Origin of the sequence: Bacillus cereus group sp. BfR-BA-01492, from assembly GCF_022662815.1 — a bacterium.
GTDB lineage: Bacteria > Bacillota > Bacilli > Bacillales > Bacillaceae_G > Bacillus_A > Bacillus_A cereus_BD.
In genome coordinates this window covers 109163-126276 of sequence record NZ_JAKUEH010000012.1, presented here as the reverse complement: position 1 = coordinate 126276, position 17114 = coordinate 109163, and the positions used below count along the sequence as shown (strand labels likewise).

Below are 17114 nucleotides of genomic sequence, written 5' to 3'. Positions count from 1 at the left end.
CATCTTTTTAAATTCTGCATTAAATTTCTTGTTTGCCATACGGACACTTCCTCCTTGAAATCCATTGTAAGGACTTAACTAAGTTGTGTCCATATGACTATACTAACTCCAGTATGGGAATTAAAAAGGAAGATAGGTTTAAAAAAGTTAGTTATCCAATGATGATAAATAAGTTAGATCAAGCGGTAGGGCGCTTAATTAGAAGTATTGAGGATTATGGAATTGTCACAATACTTGATGAGCGCATTTATACATCTCAAGGGTATGGTAAGGATGTGCGAGAGTTATTAAAAGAACAAGGGTATGTACTGACTAGATCATGGGAAGAGGTAGAATCTTTTTATATTAAAAAGTTAGAAAAAGGAGCAGAAGCTGAATATAAACCATATAACAAAGAAGCATTAGATATTGGAAATTTGTTAAGCCGTCCTAACCGTAAATTATTAGCTAAAACACAGAAGAGAAAACATATAAAAGTGAAAATGTATGAACCTAAGAAGATAAAAAAAGATCAAAAGTTATTCTTAGAAAAGGTATGTAAAGATGCTAACTTTAAAATTATTCTAAATGGAACTACAGAGCTTGTATTTAAAGAAGTCTGTATTAGTTTAGCTATGGATAAACTTCCTATTCCTCAAACAATGAAGGATTTTCCATATAGAGATATTGAAGAGAAAGAAAAGCTTAGTCAATATTTAGATTTTAAAGTAGCTAATAAGACGGTAGAAGAAATCTATAGGGAAAATGAAGTGAAGACAACAAAAAACAGAGTAAATAAAGACCAAAGAGAATTTTTAAAGAATCTCATGGAACAGGAAGGAATAACAGGTTCTATAAAGAGAGAAGTAAACGATGCTTATAAGGTAGTATATGATGAACTATACAGTAATTGGAAGGATGTGTCTTATTTAAGGGAGTGTTTTCCATATCAAGATGAAGAAGAAAAAAGGGAGTTATTTACTTACCATGGGGGAACGAGGAAAAGGGCATATCCTTTATGTACGCAATTAGGGTGCAGTGGTGAATGTAGTGAACAGGAGCATAAGCAAATAATAGCTTATCTTATCGATACCTATGGAGCTACAAAGATTGAATATATGGGGAGAACGGGGAAACAACGGGTTCTAATTGAACCTATAGAAATATTAGATCAAGATGAATTTCGACCAAGTGAACTATTACAAAATGTTTAAAAACATTCTAAAAAGATGCGAGGAAGCTATTCTTTATACTATTACTAGTTTTGCTATGGGGGAACAATAGCAGAATAAAAAATTAGTTTATTATGCTTTTTTATACTGTATAGTTTTTATAACAAGCAAAAGAAGAAATATAATGATACTATTTCTTTTGCTTGTTACTCAATCTAAAATAATTACTTAAAGTTTGTATTTTCTATAGTTATTTAATATTAATTTTAATAAGGTGGTATTACTCTTTGGACTTTGAGACTAAAAATTCTACTTCTTGAATTAACAGGGAGGGTTTGACATCAAGAGTTTCAGCTAATGCAAATATAGTATTGATTGTGGGTTTTCTTTTACCACGTTCAAGAAGACTAATATATGTTCTATCTAAACTTGAGTTAAGTGCGAGCTGTTCTTGACTTATATTAGTGATATGCCGGTATTTTTGTAGGGTAATTCCAAAGGCTTCTTCGATTTTCAAGAAATCACTCTCCTTATATTTATAAGATAATTTTGAGAGAGTAATCTTCTTTTAACTACAGACTATAGTCTGCATTTATTTGTAATATACAGCCAATGTTTAGGGGGAAGTATAAAGAAAACGGCCATAATGTAGTTATTAGGCCTCACCATACATGCCCATCAATTTAAGAGATTTTAATACCCCCTAATTACTCAAAAACGTCATTCTTTCTAAACAAGCTAGATTAGAAAGAATGACGTTTTTTGATGAACCCCTTGATTCAAGATGAACTACAACCATTTGCAAAGGAATTACATCGATATGCGACACCTGTATTTTTAGAAGAACTTGCAAGAGAAATGGGATTTATAAAGCGAAAACGTAAGTTTTCTTGCTCAGACTTATCCCCGATTTGTATTTGGATCAGTAACGAGTAGCAGGTGATCCCTTAGTATGATTATGTAGTAAGCTTCATGCAGCCACTTGCACTTTACTCAGCCCTGAGGGCTTAAATAAACGTTTAAATGCTAAAGCAGTTTTGTTTTCACAACATATTTTCTCTTTACTGTTACAACAAAAAGTATGTGAACAAACACAAATCTCTAACCATCTCTTCTCTTATTTTCAACGAATACGTATCTTAGATGCTACTGTATTTCAGGTACCGAATGCTTTAGAAGATGTATATCCAGGCTCTGGAGGCTGTGCTCAAACAGCCGAAATCAAAATTCAATTAGGATATGATCTGCACAGTAGAAAATTTCTTAACTTTCAAGTTGGACCAGAAAAAATAACGACAAAATATTTGGCACGAAGTGCTTAAATACTTTACGACCAGGAGATTTATGTATTCGTGATTCGGCTTATTTCATGTCGAAATTCATACTGGGATCTCATAAATATATATGACACTTGACGTATATAAAAAACAAATGTAATATATAAATAACAAAAGTAAACTATAGTATTGGAGGGTTTTTAGATGCTTACCAAAGTTAAGCGGATTCGACTTGAAAAAGGTATGACACAAGGAGAATTAGCAAAATTGACAAATGTTAGCAGGCAAACAATAGGTTTAATTGAACAAGGCGCATATAATCCATCTTTAAATCTTTGTATTAAGATTTGTCAAACCCTTGGAGTTACTTTAAATGATTTATTTTGGGAGGAGTTGTAATAATGAAAAATATCTTAGAAAAAATGTACTTGAGATTTATAAACAAGGTAAGCGAAAGAGATGAATATCAAATACAAGAAATAAACAAAGAGTTTGCTATTGCAGGGTTAATGTTATGGTATGCAAATATATTAGCTATGTTTATTATGCTAGTAGTGGATACTATTAATCACACCTTATCCATAGGAACTATAATTACCTTTGTGGTCAATATGCTTTACGCTAACTATCTAATGTGGAAATTAAAAAAGAAAAAATTGAATGATATAGAGTGCTCTACAAAAGAAGAATTTTTTAAAAAGAAAAAACAGATTAAAAAATCTAGTATTAGAGCGGGTTTACTTTGGACTTTTGAAATGTTTATATTAATGTGTTATGTTTTTCCTTATTTAAGCTCAGGAAAAATATCAGTTTCTTTCTCTGATATTATTATATGGGTTTGTGCAGGCTTATTCTTTGGTTCTAGCATGTATGTAATTTCATTATTTAATTTAAAAAAGTTATATTAGTTGAAATTAGAATATAAATGAAATACGGTCTATAGAATTAAACCTTTCTTTCTATAAATTCTAAAATTGGATAACATATATTTTAAGCATACTGTTAGAAAGTAAGAAATTTTAAGCATATTATAATTGCTAGTTCTAGCTTCTATAAATTAAAAGCGATTAAATTAAAAACCCAATTTAATCGCTTTTTTCACTCTAATCATTATTAGATATAAAATTTATTAGCAACCGCCAATGCCGCCAGCAATGCCGCCAGCTAAAGCGCCTACTCCGCTGCCATAAATTACAGCAGGTCCGAATTCCCAAGTGTATCCAGCTCCTGTTAGGAATCCACTAACTGCGCCAGAAGCGATGCCTGCTACACATTTACCAGCTCCACCAGCTGAAATTTCTAAAAGTTCTTTTTCTGTAAGTGTCTCTAAGTTCATAATATGATTCTCCTTTTATCTTTTATTAGCAACTACCAATGCCGCCAGCAACGCCACCAGCTAAAGCGCCTACGCCGCCGCCATAAATTACAGCAGGGCCAAATTCCCAAGTGTAGCTAGCACCATTCAGGAATCCTAATGCTGCGCCAGAAGCGATGCCTGCTACACATTTACCAGCTCCACCAGCTGAAATTTCTAAAAGTTCTTTTTCTGTAAGTGTCTCTAAGTTCATAATATGATTCTCCTTTTATTTTTTATTAGCAACCAGCAATTCCGCCAGCAACGCCGCCAGCTAAAGCACCTACGCCGCTACCGTAAATTACAGCAGGACCAAATTCCCAAGTGTAGCTAGCTCCTGTTAGGAATCCACCGACTGCGCCAGAAGCGATACCTGCTACACATTTACCAGCTCCACCAGCTGAAATTTCTAAAAGTTCTTTTTCTGTAAGTAATTCTAATTTCATAATGATTCATACCCCTTATTATTATATTTTTGATTATTACACGTAATTAATTAGTTAATATTATAAAAATGTTATTATTACTATTGTTTAATCGCGATATAACAATCATGATTTTTATAATAACACTTATTTCCAGGAATGATAGATAATATGCAAAATTACATATTATCTATTTTTTTATTATATTTAGATATAATATTTAACTTGTCATATTTAAATATTAAGGAAATGAGGCTACGATTTTGTTCAAAAAAGAGTTTTTTTGTATTAGGCAACAGGATTTAAAAGATTGTGGTCCAGCATGTCTAGCGATGATTTCTCGCCATTATGGGTTTACTACTTCTATTTCAAAGATTAGAGAAGTGGCTGGTACAGATTTAGCGGGAACAAATATTAAAGGTTTGATGGAGGCTGGTGAAAAACTAGGGTTTGAAGTAAAAGCTGTAAAAGCAACAAAACCCGAAGATTTAAAAGAAATTCCATTACCTTCAATTGCTCATGTTGTAGTCAATGGTGGTTTGTTACACTATGTAGTAATTCATAAGGTTAAAGATAATAAAATTTATATTGCTGATCCAGAAAAGGGATTGGTTACGTACTTGTTAGAAGAATTCTGCCAAATGTGGACAGGTATTCTTGTATTAATGTCTCCTGGACAAAATTTTCAAAAAGGAAAAGAATCAAAGGGAACATTTTCACGATTTCTCTTATTATTAAAACAACAAAAAAATTTATTAATACCATTGTTTTTTGCTTCTATTTTCTTTAATTTATTTGGGTTATTGGGAGCATTTTATTTTAAATTTTTAATTGATGATATCGTGGCAAATCAATTGATACAGACACTTCATATTGTATCAATTGGAATTATTATATTGTATATATTTAAGATACTTCTTTCTTATTTTCGCACTCATTTAATCCTATATTTAAGTAGAAGAATAGATATTCATTTAATGCTTGGGTACTATCGTCATGTTGTAGGATTACCAATGAATTTCTTTGAAACAAGAAAAGTGGGCGAAATTATTTCTCGATTTATGGACGCAAGTAAAATACGAGATGCTTTGTCAACCATAACAGTTACTTTAATGATTGATACATTAATGGTTACAATAGGAGCTGTTTTGTTATATATCCATAGTCCCATTTTATTTGGTGTGACTTTATTATTAATACCGTTCTATATTGGTATTATTTTTGCCTTCCATAAGCCGTATCAATCCATTAATCGCAAAGAAATGGAAAGTAATGCGAAATTAAATTCCTATTTAGTGGAATCTTTAAATGGAATTGCAACTGTAAAATCTTATAACGCAGAAAAAGAAGTGTTTTTTCAAACTGAAAGTCGTTTTATTAATCTATTAAGGCATGTATTTAAAAGAGGAATGCTATCCAATTTACAAGGTTCTATTAAAATGGGACTTGAATTAATTGGTGGAACTATCATCCTTTGGGTTGGTTCCATGCAAGTATTAAAAGGAAATATGACGATAGGTGAGTTAATTACATATAATGCACTTTTAGTATATTTTTTAAATCCAATTGAAAATTTGATTGGTATTCAGCCTACCATGCAATCTGCACTAGTCGCTGGAGAACGATTAAATGAAATTTTTGATTTAGATCAAGAAAAAAGTGAAAAAGAGGATAATAAAGTATCTCCTAAAAAATTATCAGGTAAAATCCAATGTTCAAATGTTACATTTCGTTATGGAACACGTAAAAATGTACTAAATAACATAAGTTTTTCAATTGAATCAGGTAGTCAAGTAGCATTTGTAGGAGAGAGTGGATCAGGTAAAACAACTATTTCAAAACTATTAATGCATTATTATGAATCCCAACAAGGAAATATATATTATGATGATTATCATATCAAAGAGATAAGCCGTACTGCATTGCGTGATCGAATTGCATATGTTTCTCAAGAGTCATTCTTCTTTAGTGCTTCTATTTATGAGAATTTGTGTTTTGGTTTAGCACGACCAGTTACTTTAGAGGAGGTTATACACGTATGTAAGCAAGCTTGTATACATGAGTTTATCAGTGAATTACCGTTACGTTATGAAACTCTCTTAGAAGAAAATGCGTCAAATTTATCTGGTGGACAAAGACAACGTTTGGCAATTGCAAGAGCGTTATTAAAACAACCAGATATCTTAATTTTAGATGAAGCGACAAGTAATTTAGATTCTACAACTGAAAAACATATTACGGATATGTTAAAGAAGTTGGGATTACAAGGAGTTACTGTAATTATGATTGCGCATCGATTAAGTACAATCCAGCATGCAAATCAAATTTTCGTGATGGAACAAGGAAATATTAAAGAGCAAGGCGCTCATGAAGAATTATTATTCCATAAAGGAGAGTATTACCGTTTGTGGAAGAATCAAACTGTTCATATAGAACACATAGAATCTCAATCTTATGCAATGCGAGGTGTCCAAGATGAGTAAGCTTTATTCGTTTGATCAATTAATTGATAGTAAGGAATTATTAGAACGAAAACCACCTCGTTTTATTGCTGGATTAATTGTTTTTCTTTTGATGAGCTTATTTGTTTTCTTAATCTGGGCTTATGTCAGTAAGATAGATATTGTAAGTAAGGGAACAGCAATGATACAAGGAAAGTCAGATGTAAGTGTGTCTCGTACTCAAATTGTAGGTGTGGTTGATACGGTTGCTGTTAAGCCTGGTGATGAAGTGAAAAAAGGAAATATTTTAATTCAATTAAAAAATCAGGAATTAACAGATAAACAAAGTCAGATGAATCAAATTGTGGAACATTTAGAAAAACAAAAAGGGATGTTAGAACAGTTGAAAGAGAGTATCCAGTCCCATAAATCTTCTTTTCTTGATGATGTGGATAAAAAAATAAGAGAAGAATATCAGGCTTATGATCAAAGATATCAATCTATACAAAATGAAAAAGACAATGAAATAAAAACAATAGAAAATAGTAAAATTTCAAGCGAACAAGATGAAGTTTTACAAGGATTAATTGCAGAAAACGAAAATATCCAAAGAGAAATAGACATAATTGAAAAACAAAAGAAAAAAGAAAATATATTAGAAGAACAAAAACAAGTAATGGATGATAAAAAAGGAAATTTAGAATCCCAAAAAAATAGTGTGGAAAAGCGTATTCAACAACGAAAAGAAACTTTAGAACATGAAAGAACAAAAGTGGATGTTACTAAAGAAGGAAAGCAAGTACAAAAGAAAGATGCTTTAAAACAATATAAAGAAGAATCTATGATTTCAGTGAATCAACGTATTCAATCCCTAGAACAGGAACTATTTATTAAAAAGCAAGAGTTAGATGGACTGCGTCATCAAAATGAAACGACAATTATAAAAGCAGAAAAAGACGGGATTGTACAATTTCCTGCCATCTTACAACAAGGGGATTTAATTAATCCCGGCCAAGAAATTGTTTCGATTATCCCAAAAGAAGACCAAAAAAAAGTAAGAATCTTATTACCAGCTCAAGAGATAAAAGGAATAAAAAAAGGAGATAAAGTACAATATTCGTTTAAGTTACAGAAAACGGATAAACAAATGGGACAAATAACATATGTATCAGCATATCCTACTTTTGATAAAAATACGAAGGGGTATATGTATGAACTAGAAGCCACAATTGATACAAAAGATTTACAAGAACTACATATAGGAATGGTTGGTAGAGCTTCTGTCATTACAGGAGAAGAACCAGTATGGAAATTTATTTTAAGAAAATTAGATTTTATTTCTAATTGAAATAGTTAGAAATAAAATCATATAAGGAGATATAATTAAGTATGAAAAAGTGTTTTTCTATTGTAATCATGTTGATTTTATTAATGAGTTCTTTTCCTTTATCTGTTACATATGCAAAGGAAAAAAACATCCATTTAAGCAATATTGAGCAAATGTCTAGTGTTTTTAATGATAATACTAGCCTAGGAGAAAAAATCAGTTATATTAGAAATAGTGATTTGAATAATTGGTCAGTTAAAGAAATGAACCAGGCCCTAGATAAAATAGATAATTTAAATCTGAGTATAATGGAACGAGCAAGTTTAAAGAGAGAGGTAATACGTTCTTCAGGATTTTCTAATTTTGATTTTAAAGAAACAAATTCTGATGTATTAGCATTTAAGGAATTAAAAATAGAAATTATAGAGACTGATCAGTTACTTACTTTATATAGAAGAAGCAAGGCTGGTGAACCGGGATCTAAATATGGTCTGGGTTATTGGTGGGGAGATAAAGAAAGAAATATTGAAGAAACTAGAAATGAGTTAGCCGTATTAGAAGCTTGGGGAAATCCGCTTAATATACAATATAAAATCAAGGTACCTAAAGGGACAAGAATACTTAAAGGATTTACAGCTGCTCAAACTCAATATCTTAAAGGGACAAGTATAATTCAAGAATATAGAGAAGGTGGAGCTATGCAATACTGGATTAATAAGATAGATAACAGTTGGTTACAATAAAAAATTATTAGGAGGATAACATGACAAATCATCATGAATTTATAAGTTTAGCTCTAGATTGTGAGCGTATTATAAAACAAAACATTCCTAGTAATCCCGACGATGCGAAAAGATATCATTTAATGTTAAACGAACTTAAAGGATTAAGAATGACCATAGAATCAAACCAATTAAATGACAAGTTGTATTATTTATCAATTACACAGATGCTTGAAAAAAATGATCCGGAAGAAGTATTACAAGCTGTTTTAAAACTAAATACATTTTATTGTAACTACTATCAAAATGTATAAAAATATTAACTCAATAAATTCGAGCCTATATTATTAAAAATAACATGACTCATAGTGGAAGGCACCCGAAAGGGTGCCTTTTCTTTATAAAAAATACATCTAATAAGAAATATAGTCTAAACGTACAATTTTCTTTTTTTGATATGGTGACTCCTATTACTAAATTATAGCCGTTTTTTAGTAAGGTATTGAGTTGTTAACTACTTCAACAAATTCTTTAAATTCATTATCTGTGAAGTAGTAAAATAATTCTTCTATAACATAGTATGTATCTTTAGAGTCTTTAACAATTAAATCCACTCGATTCAAGCTATTAATAGAGTTTCGAATTACAGTTTTCTTAATAGCAGTTTCTTTTGAGATAGTAGGGATATCTACTTTTACTTTTCCTGTTTTATTGAGGTATGCATCTTTGCATAAATACGCATAGATAATTAAATCAATGCCACTTATATTACCCATCAGTTCTTCTGTGAAGACAGGTGAAGGTACAAAAAAATAACTTTGGTTTTCATAATCTTGAAATTGTATTTCGGTACCTTTTTTTATTGTTTTATTAAAATGTTCATATAAAAGGGAGTGAAGTGTTTCTGTATCTGTATTTAAATCGAAGAATCCTATAGGTAATTTACTAAAATACATAATAACATCCTTTCTTTGTAGACTATAGTCTACGGTATTGTATCATGATACAATGGATTTGTAGATAATACTTACAAATATATTGTGAATTACCATAAAAATACACCGGTTATCTGATATAAAGGAGGTGGTTATTGATTAAATATAGATGAATAAAATAAAAAGATAGTGGCAGATTTCCAAAACTTATTTTGTAAAATTAAGATGTTAGATTAGTTTTGAGGGAGAGCGGGAGGAAGGTATGTATGTATCAATTAAAATATAGGCGTTCAGATAACCGTATAGAATTAATTACAGAGTATGGTGAAAAAAAGTTACTAAATGATAGCATTTCCTCAAAACCAACTATTTCACCAGGGGGATTAAAAGCCATATATTTATCACCTTACGAATGGGAAAGTATCACCAAATTGTATCTCTTTGATTTAAGGAATGGTGATAATATTCAATTAATAGGTGATATAGATGGAGCATATATGCCGAAAGGGGCAATATGGATAGATAACTCATATCTTGCACTTATTATTGGTTTTGGCACTTTCAGTGATGGAGGAAATGTGTATCTTTATAATTTAATGGATAGTCAATTGATTAAAATAACTGATTGGGATCAAAGAAAACAAGTAGTAAAGTTAGAATATAATAGTGGTTTCTTAAAGTGTAAAGGTATTGAGTATTTAAGTGACATGATGGAGGAATATATAGAATTTAAGGAGATCTTAGATATAAAGTTATATACTTTATAAAATTATAAGGTTTTTAGAGTTTTATAAAGAAGAATGCAAGTACAACAAATGTTTGGTTATAGGTACAGTAGAAAAATATAGAGAATAATACAGCTTTTTTGTTTCGTTATTGGTTCTAAAAAAGCATTGAATAGTTTGAAGCAAAAATACCAAATGAGATAAATAGTATTTTAGAAGGATTCTATGTATTATGCACATAAAAATATTCCATACTAGAAATGATGAAATTTTTAAGGAGGGTAGAGATGGCCAAACGAAAAAATGAATGGACAGAAAAAAGAATAGAAAAATACATAAAAGAAGGTAGGGGACATGGGGAAGTAGGTGATTATAAACCTTGGTTAACGATACAAAATCTATCTTCTAATGGTAATGAAACTCGTCCTAAAGGTTGGAAAACAAACAGACAACATGAATTTCTTTCTAATTTAGAAAGGGATTATTTTTTTATCTTGGAATGGGCAGATAATATTATTGATATCAGAGAACAATTCCCTTTAGATCGGGAGCTTACATATCAAATTGCTGTAGAAAAAGGTATATCACATCCTATTGATCCAAAGAATAAAACACTAATTGTAATGACTACAGATTTTTTATTGACGATTCATAAGGAGAAAGAAATTAAATATATAGCTAGAACTGTAAAATCAAGTAAGGAATTAGAAGATAAGAGGGTAATTGAAAAGTTTGAGATTGAAAGGGAATATTGGAAAAGGAAAAATATTGATTGGGGTATTGTAACGGAAAAGGATATTCCTGCAGAAATGGCAGATAATATTTTTTGGCTTCATAAGTCTTTTTATGTAGAGGATATAAGGGATGTAAGCTTTATTAAGCTTCTTCTTAAATCTCTTATGAACACTTCGTCTAATACCACCCTAATTGATGCTCTTAATCAATTTGATAGTCAGTATAACTTGGATCAGGGACAAGCTATGGTTTATTTTAAGCATTTAGTAGCTAGAAAATATATATTTATAGATATATTAACAAAAAGGGTTAATCTAAGAAATCTGAATATTAAGAATTTATTTTTTGTAAAAGGGGAGTATGAGGTCTGTGATTATGCTATCAGTAAATGAAGTATTTCAGGATGTAGATAGCTCAAAGGTATATAGGGTACTTTGGATTGATGATGGAAATGTAATCGCATATTTAATTGATATATATCATGACAATGCTCTGCCTTTTGGAGAGAGTATGAAAAATCTCTTTGATGGTTTCGTGAGTGGTAGATTTTCAAAAGTAGTAGCACCTAACCTTATTTCAGTTATAGCCTGTGAAGAGTTGAGTGAAAAGGAGATTTTGATTAGAGATAAAGCATGGAATAAGATTAAGGAATTAGTTAAGAGAGAACCGGAAATTTATAAGAGGAAAGAAAGGGGGAATTTAATTAAGGGAATAATAGACCAACAAGATGTCTCTAATAAGACAATTTATAAGTATTTAAAGAGATATTGGCAACGTGGAAAAGTGAAGGATGCATTAATCCCTGATTATAAAAATTGTGGCAATAAGGGAGTTGAAAAAAATTGGGGAGAGAATAAGACTGGTAGACCACGAATGAGAAATAGTGCAGGTATAAATGTGACGCCAGAAATTCAACAACTGTTTGAAAAGGCTGTTCAAAATTATTATTTTGTAAATCCGGATAATACGTTAACACATACTTATAAGATGATGATTAGGAAATCCTTTCAAGTGGATACTTACTATGAGGATGGGGTAAATTACACTATTATCGAGGATGAAAATAATATTCCTACACTTCGGCAATTTCGTTATTGGTTTAATAAGAGATATGGGACAGAAGAAATTATTTCATCAAAGTATGGAAGGAAAAAATTCGAGCGAGATCATAGGGCAATTTTAGGTTCTTCATCCTTTGAAGTATTTGGTCCAGGTTCTAGATATCAAATTGATGCTACAAAGGCTAATGTATATATAGTATCTAGGTATAATTCAGATTGGGTTTTAGAGAGACCGACGGTTTATTATGTTACAGATGTATATACTCATTTAATAGCAGGATTTTATGTAGGATTAGAAAGTCCATCTTGGCTGGGTATGATGATGGCTCTTCTTAATGCAACCACAAATAAGAAAGTGTTTTGTGAGAAATATGGTGTTCATATTACAGAAGATTGTTGGCCAGCAGCTCATTTGCCTGAAGTTATTTTAGGAGATCGAGGAGAATTAGAAGGATTTAATGTTAATCACTTAATACAAGGTCTTAATGTTACAGTTGAGAACAATCCAGCCTATCGTCCAGATTGGAAAGGGATTGTGGAGAAATTGTTTGATATATCACAAGAAAAAATACGTCCTTTTTTACCTGGTTATGTAGCAAAAGATTGGGGGAAGAGAGGGGCTAAAGATCCACGCTTACAAGCGAAATTAAATATAGAGCAATATACAAAAATTATCATTCGTTTTATTTTACATTACAACAAGAATTTCTATATGAAAGACTATATACGAGATTCGGATATGATAATGGATAATGTGAAACCAACTCCTATCGAATTATGGAAATGGGGTATTAAAAATCGTGCTGGAAAGTTACGAATTGTACAACCTGATATCATGAAGTTTTATTTAATGCCTAGAGGGAGTGCTACGGTAACGGCAAAGGGAATTCGATTTCAAAAAATGCTATATAGTTGTGAAACAGCATTGCAAAATTCATGGTTTGCTATTGCTAGAACAAAGAAAAGTTGGAAGGTAGATATTTCTTTTGATCCTCGTGATATGAATCAGATTTATATTCATACAAAGGATGAAAAAATATTTGAAACATGCAATTTACTAGAACACCAAGAAAGATATAAAGATAAATCAATTGAGGAAGTGGAACAGCTGCATAAAGTAGAAAGTGAAAAATTCAAGGAAGAAGAGCATGTTTTGTTACAAAATGACATTAATCTTTTTGATAGTATAGAGTCTATTGTCAATGAAGCAATCAAAGAAGCAGATGAGAAACAAACGGTAAATTTTAGCGAATCAAAAAACATAGAGAAAATAAAAGAACATACCAAATTTGAAAAAGAAATGAGAAGAAAGGAAGAAGCGTTTAAATTAGACGGTATGAAAAATGGTGTTCCACAAAATGTAATTTTGGTAAATGAAAATCAAAAAAATATATATGATCGTCATTCAGTTAAAGATTTGTTTAATAAGCGTAGAGGAGGGAAAAAATGAGTAAGAACCCCGACATGGTTCAATTAGAAAATGGGACATACGCCTTACTTGCTAGTTATAAAGAACAACAGTTAGTTGAATATCAAGGAAATCCTTTAATTGAAGCACTACCCCCGATACTCTCCTATGAAGAAGCATTTGATCAACTTAGTTTTTTTCCTGAGTATCATGAAAAAGAAAAAAACTTATCTGAGCATCATCGTTACCACGCCCTGTTACGATTAACCCGTTTTTTTCAGCCAATTGGACAAACGTTAGATTTAGAGAGAAGGTTTTCTCGTTTTTTACGTTATGGATATGTTAATCGGAATCCATTACAAAAACAGCATATTCAAGCTTTAAATGAGTTACATCAAAAGTTGGTGAAAAAAGAAGAGTTAGGTTTATCACCAGATATAAGAGCAACAGCTTCTAGTTTTACTTTGATGGGATTTTCTGGTGTTGGAAAGTCTACAGCTATAGAGAGGGTTCTTTCATTATATCCACAGCTAATTGTTCATCAATATCCCATTAATACAATTCAAATTGTCTGGCTAAAATTAAACTGTCCACATGATGGATCATTAAAATCTTTATGTCAAAATTTTTTTGAAAAGATAGATACATTAATTGGAACAAATTATTTACATAAATACGGTAAGTCGCATATTTCGGTCAGCTCAATGGTAACAAGGATGGGGCAGATTGCACGGTTGCATTGTGTCGGAGCCGTAATTATTGATGAGATACAGCACCTTTTATCAACAAAGGGAGATGCCTCTGAAAAGATGATGAATTTCTTTGTGACACTTATTAATGAAATTGGTATACCTGTTATGATGATTGGGACAATGAGAGCAAGAGCAATTTTACAGAAGGATTTTAGGCAGGCACGTCGTGGAAGTGGACAAGGAGATATGATTTGGCAACAAATGGATAACTCGGAAGATTGGGAAGTGTTACTTACAAGTATTTGGGATTATCAGTGGACAAAAGAATATGTCGAACTTAATCAAGAATTGATTAAGCTAATTTATGAGGAGAGTCAGGGAATTATTGATATAGCTATAAAGATTTTTATATTGGCACAGGGGAGAGCAATTGAAACAAGCGCAGAGAAAATTTCAATAGAATTAATAAAAAAAGTAGTAAAAGAAGATTTGAAACTTGTTCAGCCAATGTTGAAAGCACTTAAATCTGGAGTAGAGTCAGAAATTGCAAAGTATGAAGATATTATTGCCTTAGATATAAAAGAATACATGTTAAATAAAATACCAGTAATTGATATGAGAGCAAGGATTCAAGCTCAAAAGGAAAAAATTAAAAAAGATAGTGAAGCAAATGAATCAAGTAAGTTAGAAAAGTTAATTTTATCCCTTATTAATTTAGATGTAAATGAAAGGCATGCAGAAAAGATAGCTAAAAGAGTACTGAATAAACTTCCAAATTTAACGATTGCAGAACTAATGAAAGAAGCTTTGAAGTGTATTAATGAACGTGAAACGGACAAGAGAAAGAAAAATAATAAGGCATTGAATATGAATATGTTACAGCTTCTCATTAATAAAGGAAAGAAGACCAAACAATCGGCTTATGAAGCATTATATGATAACGGTTATATTAAAAAACCATTAGAAGAATCTTTTTATGAGGAAGAGAGATTATGTTGACATTTTTTCCAAGTTTATATGAGGAAGAATTATTGTATAGCGCATTGACTAGATATCATAACCGTTCGTGCAATAAGGAATTTAAAGATACATTAAGGGATTTATATGGTGATACGCGAATATATATTATGCCAGATTTAATACCAGATTTAAAAGTTTTACAAAATAGGCTTAAATATTTTAATCAATTTAATATTAATGATTGTTGGGAACAGCATACATTCTTTCATTATTATACAAATTTTTTGAATGCTGAGGTTCGTAATAAGGTAAAAAAAGCAATATTAAGTAATGAGCAGGGAGTAAATGTGCATTATCAAATTGGTTATATAACAAGTACAGTAAAGGAAACTCCATATTTTCGGTTTTGTGCACAATGTTTACAAGAAGATTTACAGGGATATGGAGAAACTTATTGGCGTGTTTATCAACAATTGCCAAGTGTTTTTGTTTGCTTAAAGCATAGATGTTTACTTCAAGAGAGCTCTGGACAATTTCGGAGAGGGTGTTCAACCCTTGTTGCACCATTAGATACAGTCCATATGAAGAGAACGATAAACAATAACGATCATGATTGGTCTAAACAAGAAATGGAACATTTAATTTATATCGCTAAACAAAGCCGAAAATTAGTAAACACAGACTATCTATACGATTTGAATAAATTACAGAAAGGCTATCGATATTTGTTACAAAAAAGGGGGTATGTTTCAGTTAAGGGCAACGTAAAACAAGGTAAATTAGCGCGGGATTTTATTTCATATTTTGGGGAGAAAATACTGCATTGTATGCAGTCAATGTTGAAATCTGATGAGAGTTGTTGGTTAAAAGCTATTACTAGGAAACACAGAAAGTCTTTTCATCCAATTAGACATATATTATTGATTTATTTTTTAGAAGAGTCAGTTGACAGTATTAGTAACTATAGTCAAGAATCTTATAAGCCTTTTGGAGAAGGGCCATATCCATGTTTAAATCCTGCTACTCAACATTATCTTCAACCAGTAATTAAGGAAGTGAAAATTTCAAGATGTAGTAGAACAAAACGACCCATAGGAACTTTTGGTTGTACTTGTGGTTTTATATATTCTCGTAAAGGGCCCGATAAATTTGAAGAAGATAAAATGAAAATTAGTCGTATTAAATCATTCGGATATTATTGGAAAGAAAGATTGCATGAGTATATTTTTATTCAAAACTTAAGTTATCGTGAGTGTGCTAGAAGACTAAAGGTAGATGTAAATACTGTCATTAAGTACTCTAAGGATATGTTATCTAATAGCAAGAAAATGCAAGAGAACAACTTGTTAGATAAATGGAAGGATGAATGGAAAAGTTTAATGAATAAAAATTCTGATATGACGAAAACCGAATTGAGAAATCTTTATCCTAACTTGTATATGCGTTTATATCGCAATGATAAAGATTGGTTGAGGGAATATTCTCCTAAGCTAAAGAAAAGAGTGAAGGTGCAGAATAGAATGGATTGGGGACAGAGAGATATGGATATTGTAGAAGAAGTAAATATAGCAATCAAATCTCTTATGAATGCAGAAAAACCAATCCGCTTAACGATCGGGAGGATAGGAAGGGAAATAAAGAAGTCATCCCTATTAGAAAAAAAGCTCAATAAATTGCCTTTAACAAGAAAGTTATTACACTCAGTTACTGAATCAGTTATTGAGTTTCAAAAGCGCAGAATTGAATGGGTCTTTGAACAACTTATAAAAAAAGAAGATGATTTAGCTTATTGGAAAGTTTTAAGAATGGTAGGATTAAGAGCTGATATTGATAAGAGTTTACAAGATGAAATATTGGCACGTATCCATAGAAAAAATGGCTAAAATGTATTAGTCATAAGG

The 17114-nt window shown here is 31.1% G+C and carries 17 protein-coding genes and 1 pseudogene; 13 read left to right on the top strand and 5 right to left on the bottom strand.

The window, feature by feature from the left end:
• Positions 1 to 113: 113 nt before the first annotated feature.
• The gene (locus MR063_RS15610) at positions 114 to 1193 is read left to right on the top strand and encodes a helicase C-terminal domain-containing protein (RefSeq protein ID WP_242199194.1); all 1080 of its coding nucleotides are present in this window, start codon (positions 114 to 116) and stop codon (positions 1191 to 1193) included.
• A 238-nt stretch (positions 1194 to 1431) separates the two neighbouring features.
• Here the strand turns inward: MR063_RS15610 and MR063_RS15605 are convergent, their stop codons facing one another.
• The gene (locus tag MR063_RS15605; protein WP_000687419.1) at positions 1432 to 1668 is read right to left on the bottom strand and encodes a helix-turn-helix domain-containing protein; all 237 of its coding nucleotides are present in this window, start codon (positions 1666 to 1668) and stop codon (positions 1432 to 1434) included.
• 248 nt (positions 1669 to 1916) lie between these two features.
• Here MR063_RS15605 and MR063_RS15600 point away from each other — a divergent pair.
• The 3 genes and pseudogenes from MR063_RS15600 to MR063_RS15590 all read left to right on the top strand — a co-directional run.
• A pseudogene (locus MR063_RS15600) lies at positions 1917 to 2520 on the top strand (IS4 family transposase); the annotation flags it as partial.
• A gap of 112 nt (positions 2521 to 2632) precedes the next feature.
• On the top strand, positions 2633 to 2827 hold the full coding sequence (locus tag MR063_RS15595) for a helix-turn-helix transcriptional regulator (RefSeq protein ID WP_000956454.1): 195 nt from the start codon (positions 2633 to 2635) through the stop codon (positions 2825 to 2827).
• A 2-nt stretch (positions 2828 to 2829) separates the two neighbouring features.
• Positions 2830 to 3336 (top strand): DUF3278 domain-containing protein, encoded by a 507-nt coding sequence (locus MR063_RS15590; RefSeq protein ID WP_228920034.1) that lies wholly within the window; start codon positions 2830 to 2832, stop codon positions 3334 to 3336.
• A gap of 221 nt (positions 3337 to 3557) precedes the next feature.
• Here MR063_RS15590 and MR063_RS15585 read toward each other — a convergent pair whose 3' ends face one another.
• Genes MR063_RS15585 through MR063_RS15575 form a run of 3 tightly spaced genes read right to left on the bottom strand, consistent with a single transcriptional unit; the run spans position 3558 to position 4228 of the window.
• Positions 3558 to 3764 (bottom strand): Blp family class II bacteriocin, encoded by a 207-nt coding sequence (locus MR063_RS15585; protein ID WP_001047701.1) that lies wholly within the window; start codon positions 3762 to 3764, stop codon positions 3558 to 3560.
• A gap of 25 nt (positions 3765 to 3789) precedes the next feature.
• Positions 3790 to 3996 (bottom strand): Blp family class II bacteriocin, encoded by a 207-nt coding sequence (locus MR063_RS15580; protein ID WP_001047700.1) that lies wholly within the window; start codon positions 3994 to 3996, stop codon positions 3790 to 3792.
• A 25-nt stretch (positions 3997 to 4021) separates the two neighbouring features.
• Positions 4022 to 4228 carry a Blp family class II bacteriocin gene (locus tag MR063_RS15575; RefSeq protein WP_000764228.1) on the bottom strand — a complete coding sequence of 69 codons (207 nt, stop codon included), beginning with the start codon at positions 4226 to 4228 and terminating at the stop codon, positions 4022 to 4024.
• A gap of 242 nt (positions 4229 to 4470) precedes the next feature.
• On the opposite strand from MR063_RS15575, the gene MR063_RS15570 reads away from it, so the two are divergent.
• Genes MR063_RS15570 through MR063_RS15555 form a run of 4 tightly spaced genes read left to right on the top strand, consistent with a single transcriptional unit; the run spans position 4471 to position 9011 of the window.
• Positions 4471 to 6690 carry a peptidase domain-containing ABC transporter gene (locus MR063_RS15570; protein WP_061663574.1) on the top strand — a complete coding sequence of 740 codons (2220 nt, stop codon included), beginning with the start codon at positions 4471 to 4473 and terminating at the stop codon, positions 6688 to 6690.
• Positions 6683 to 7996 carry a putative HlyD family type I secretion protein gene (locus tag MR063_RS15565; protein ID WP_242199192.1) on the top strand — a complete coding sequence of 438 codons (1314 nt, stop codon included), beginning with the start codon at positions 6683 to 6685 and terminating at the stop codon, positions 7994 to 7996. Before MR063_RS15570 ends, MR063_RS15565 begins: the two co-directional genes overlap by 8 nt.
• A gap of 41 nt (positions 7997 to 8037) precedes the next feature.
• Positions 8038 to 8718 carry an autotransporter gene (locus MR063_RS15560; protein WP_242199189.1) on the top strand — a complete coding sequence of 227 codons (681 nt, stop codon included), beginning with the start codon at positions 8038 to 8040 and terminating at the stop codon, positions 8716 to 8718.
• Between the two features lie 20 nt (positions 8719 to 8738).
• Positions 8739 to 9011 (top strand): hypothetical protein, encoded by a 273-nt coding sequence (locus MR063_RS15555; RefSeq protein ID WP_061663577.1) that lies wholly within the window; start codon positions 8739 to 8741, stop codon positions 9009 to 9011.
• 177 nt (positions 9012 to 9188) lie between these two features.
• Here MR063_RS15555 and MR063_RS15550 read toward each other — a convergent pair whose 3' ends face one another.
• Entirely contained in the window at positions 9189 to 9653 is a 465-nt protein-coding gene (locus MR063_RS15550) for a hypothetical protein (protein WP_061663578.1), read from the bottom strand.
• 245 nt (positions 9654 to 9898) lie between these two features.
• Here MR063_RS15550 and MR063_RS15545 point away from each other — a divergent pair, with 245 nt between their 5' ends.
• The 5 genes from MR063_RS15545 to MR063_RS15525 all read left to right on the top strand — a co-directional run bounded on the left by MR063_RS15545 (position 9899) and on the right by MR063_RS15525 (position 17096).
• Entirely contained in the window at positions 9899 to 10399 is a 501-nt protein-coding gene (locus tag MR063_RS15545; protein ID WP_242199186.1) for a DUF4652 domain-containing protein, read from the top strand.
• 245 nt (positions 10400 to 10644) lie between these two features.
• On the top strand, positions 10645 to 11484 hold the full coding sequence (locus tag MR063_RS15540; RefSeq protein WP_242199184.1) for a TnsA endonuclease N-terminal domain-containing protein: 840 nt from the start codon (positions 10645 to 10647) through the stop codon (positions 11482 to 11484).
• A complete protein-coding gene (locus MR063_RS15535; protein WP_242199181.1) occupies positions 11453 to 13603 on the top strand; it encodes a Mu transposase C-terminal domain-containing protein in 2151 nt (716 codons plus the stop codon). The genes MR063_RS15540 and MR063_RS15535 overlap by 32 nt, the downstream gene beginning before the upstream one ends.
• Entirely contained in the window at positions 13600 to 15252 is a 1653-nt protein-coding gene (locus MR063_RS15530; RefSeq protein WP_242199178.1) for an AAA family ATPase, read from the top strand. The genes MR063_RS15535 and MR063_RS15530 overlap by 4 nt, the downstream gene beginning before the upstream one ends.
• Positions 15246 to 17096 carry a TnsD family transposase gene (locus MR063_RS15525; RefSeq protein WP_242199176.1) on the top strand — a complete coding sequence of 617 codons (1851 nt, stop codon included), beginning with the start codon at positions 15246 to 15248 and terminating at the stop codon, positions 17094 to 17096. Before MR063_RS15530 ends, MR063_RS15525 begins: the two co-directional genes overlap by 7 nt.
• The last annotated feature ends 18 nt before the right edge of the window (positions 17097 to 17114 follow it).

Coding starts and splice junctions, on each gene's coding strand:
- MR063_RS15610 (WP_242199194.1), top strand. CDS start 114: ATGGGAATTAAAAAGGAAGATAGGTTTAAAAAAGTTAGTTATCCAATG.
- MR063_RS15595 (WP_000956454.1), top strand. CDS start 2,633: ATGCTTACCAAAGTTAAGCGGATTCGACTTGAAAAAGGTATGACACAA.
- MR063_RS15590 (WP_228920034.1), top strand. CDS start 2,830: ATGAAAAATATCTTAGAAAAAATGTACTTGAGATTTATAAACAAGGTA.
- MR063_RS15585 (WP_001047701.1), bottom strand. CDS start 3,764: ATGAACTTAGAGACACTTACAGAAAAAGAACTTTTAGAAATTTCAGCT.
- MR063_RS15580 (WP_001047700.1), bottom strand. CDS start 3,996: ATGAACTTAGAGACACTTACAGAAAAAGAACTTTTAGAAATTTCAGCT.
- MR063_RS15575 (WP_000764228.1), bottom strand. CDS start 4,228: ATGAAATTAGAATTACTTACAGAAAAAGAACTTTTAGAAATTTCAGCT.
- MR063_RS15565 (WP_242199192.1), top strand. CDS start 6,683: ATGAGTAAGCTTTATTCGTTTGATCAATTAATTGATAGTAAGGAATTA.
- MR063_RS15560 (WP_242199189.1), top strand. CDS start 8,038: ATGAAAAAGTGTTTTTCTATTGTAATCATGTTGATTTTATTAATGAGT.
- MR063_RS15555 (WP_061663577.1), top strand. CDS start 8,739: ATGACAAATCATCATGAATTTATAAGTTTAGCTCTAGATTGTGAGCGT.
- MR063_RS15550 (WP_061663578.1), bottom strand. CDS start 9,653: ATGTATTTTAGTAAATTACCTATAGGATTCTTCGATTTAAATACAGAT.
- MR063_RS15545 (WP_242199186.1), top strand. CDS start 9,899: ATGTATCAATTAAAATATAGGCGTTCAGATAACCGTATAGAATTAATT.
- MR063_RS15540 (WP_242199184.1), top strand. CDS start 10,645: ATGGCCAAACGAAAAAATGAATGGACAGAAAAAAGAATAGAAAAATAC.
- MR063_RS15535 (WP_242199181.1), top strand. CDS start 11,453: ATGAGGTCTGTGATTATGCTATCAGTAAATGAAGTATTTCAGGATGTA.
- MR063_RS15530 (WP_242199178.1), top strand. CDS start 13,600: ATGAGTAAGAACCCCGACATGGTTCAATTAGAAAATGGGACATACGCC.
- MR063_RS15525 (WP_242199176.1), top strand. CDS start 15,246: ATGTTGACATTTTTTCCAAGTTTATATGAGGAAGAATTATTGTATAGC.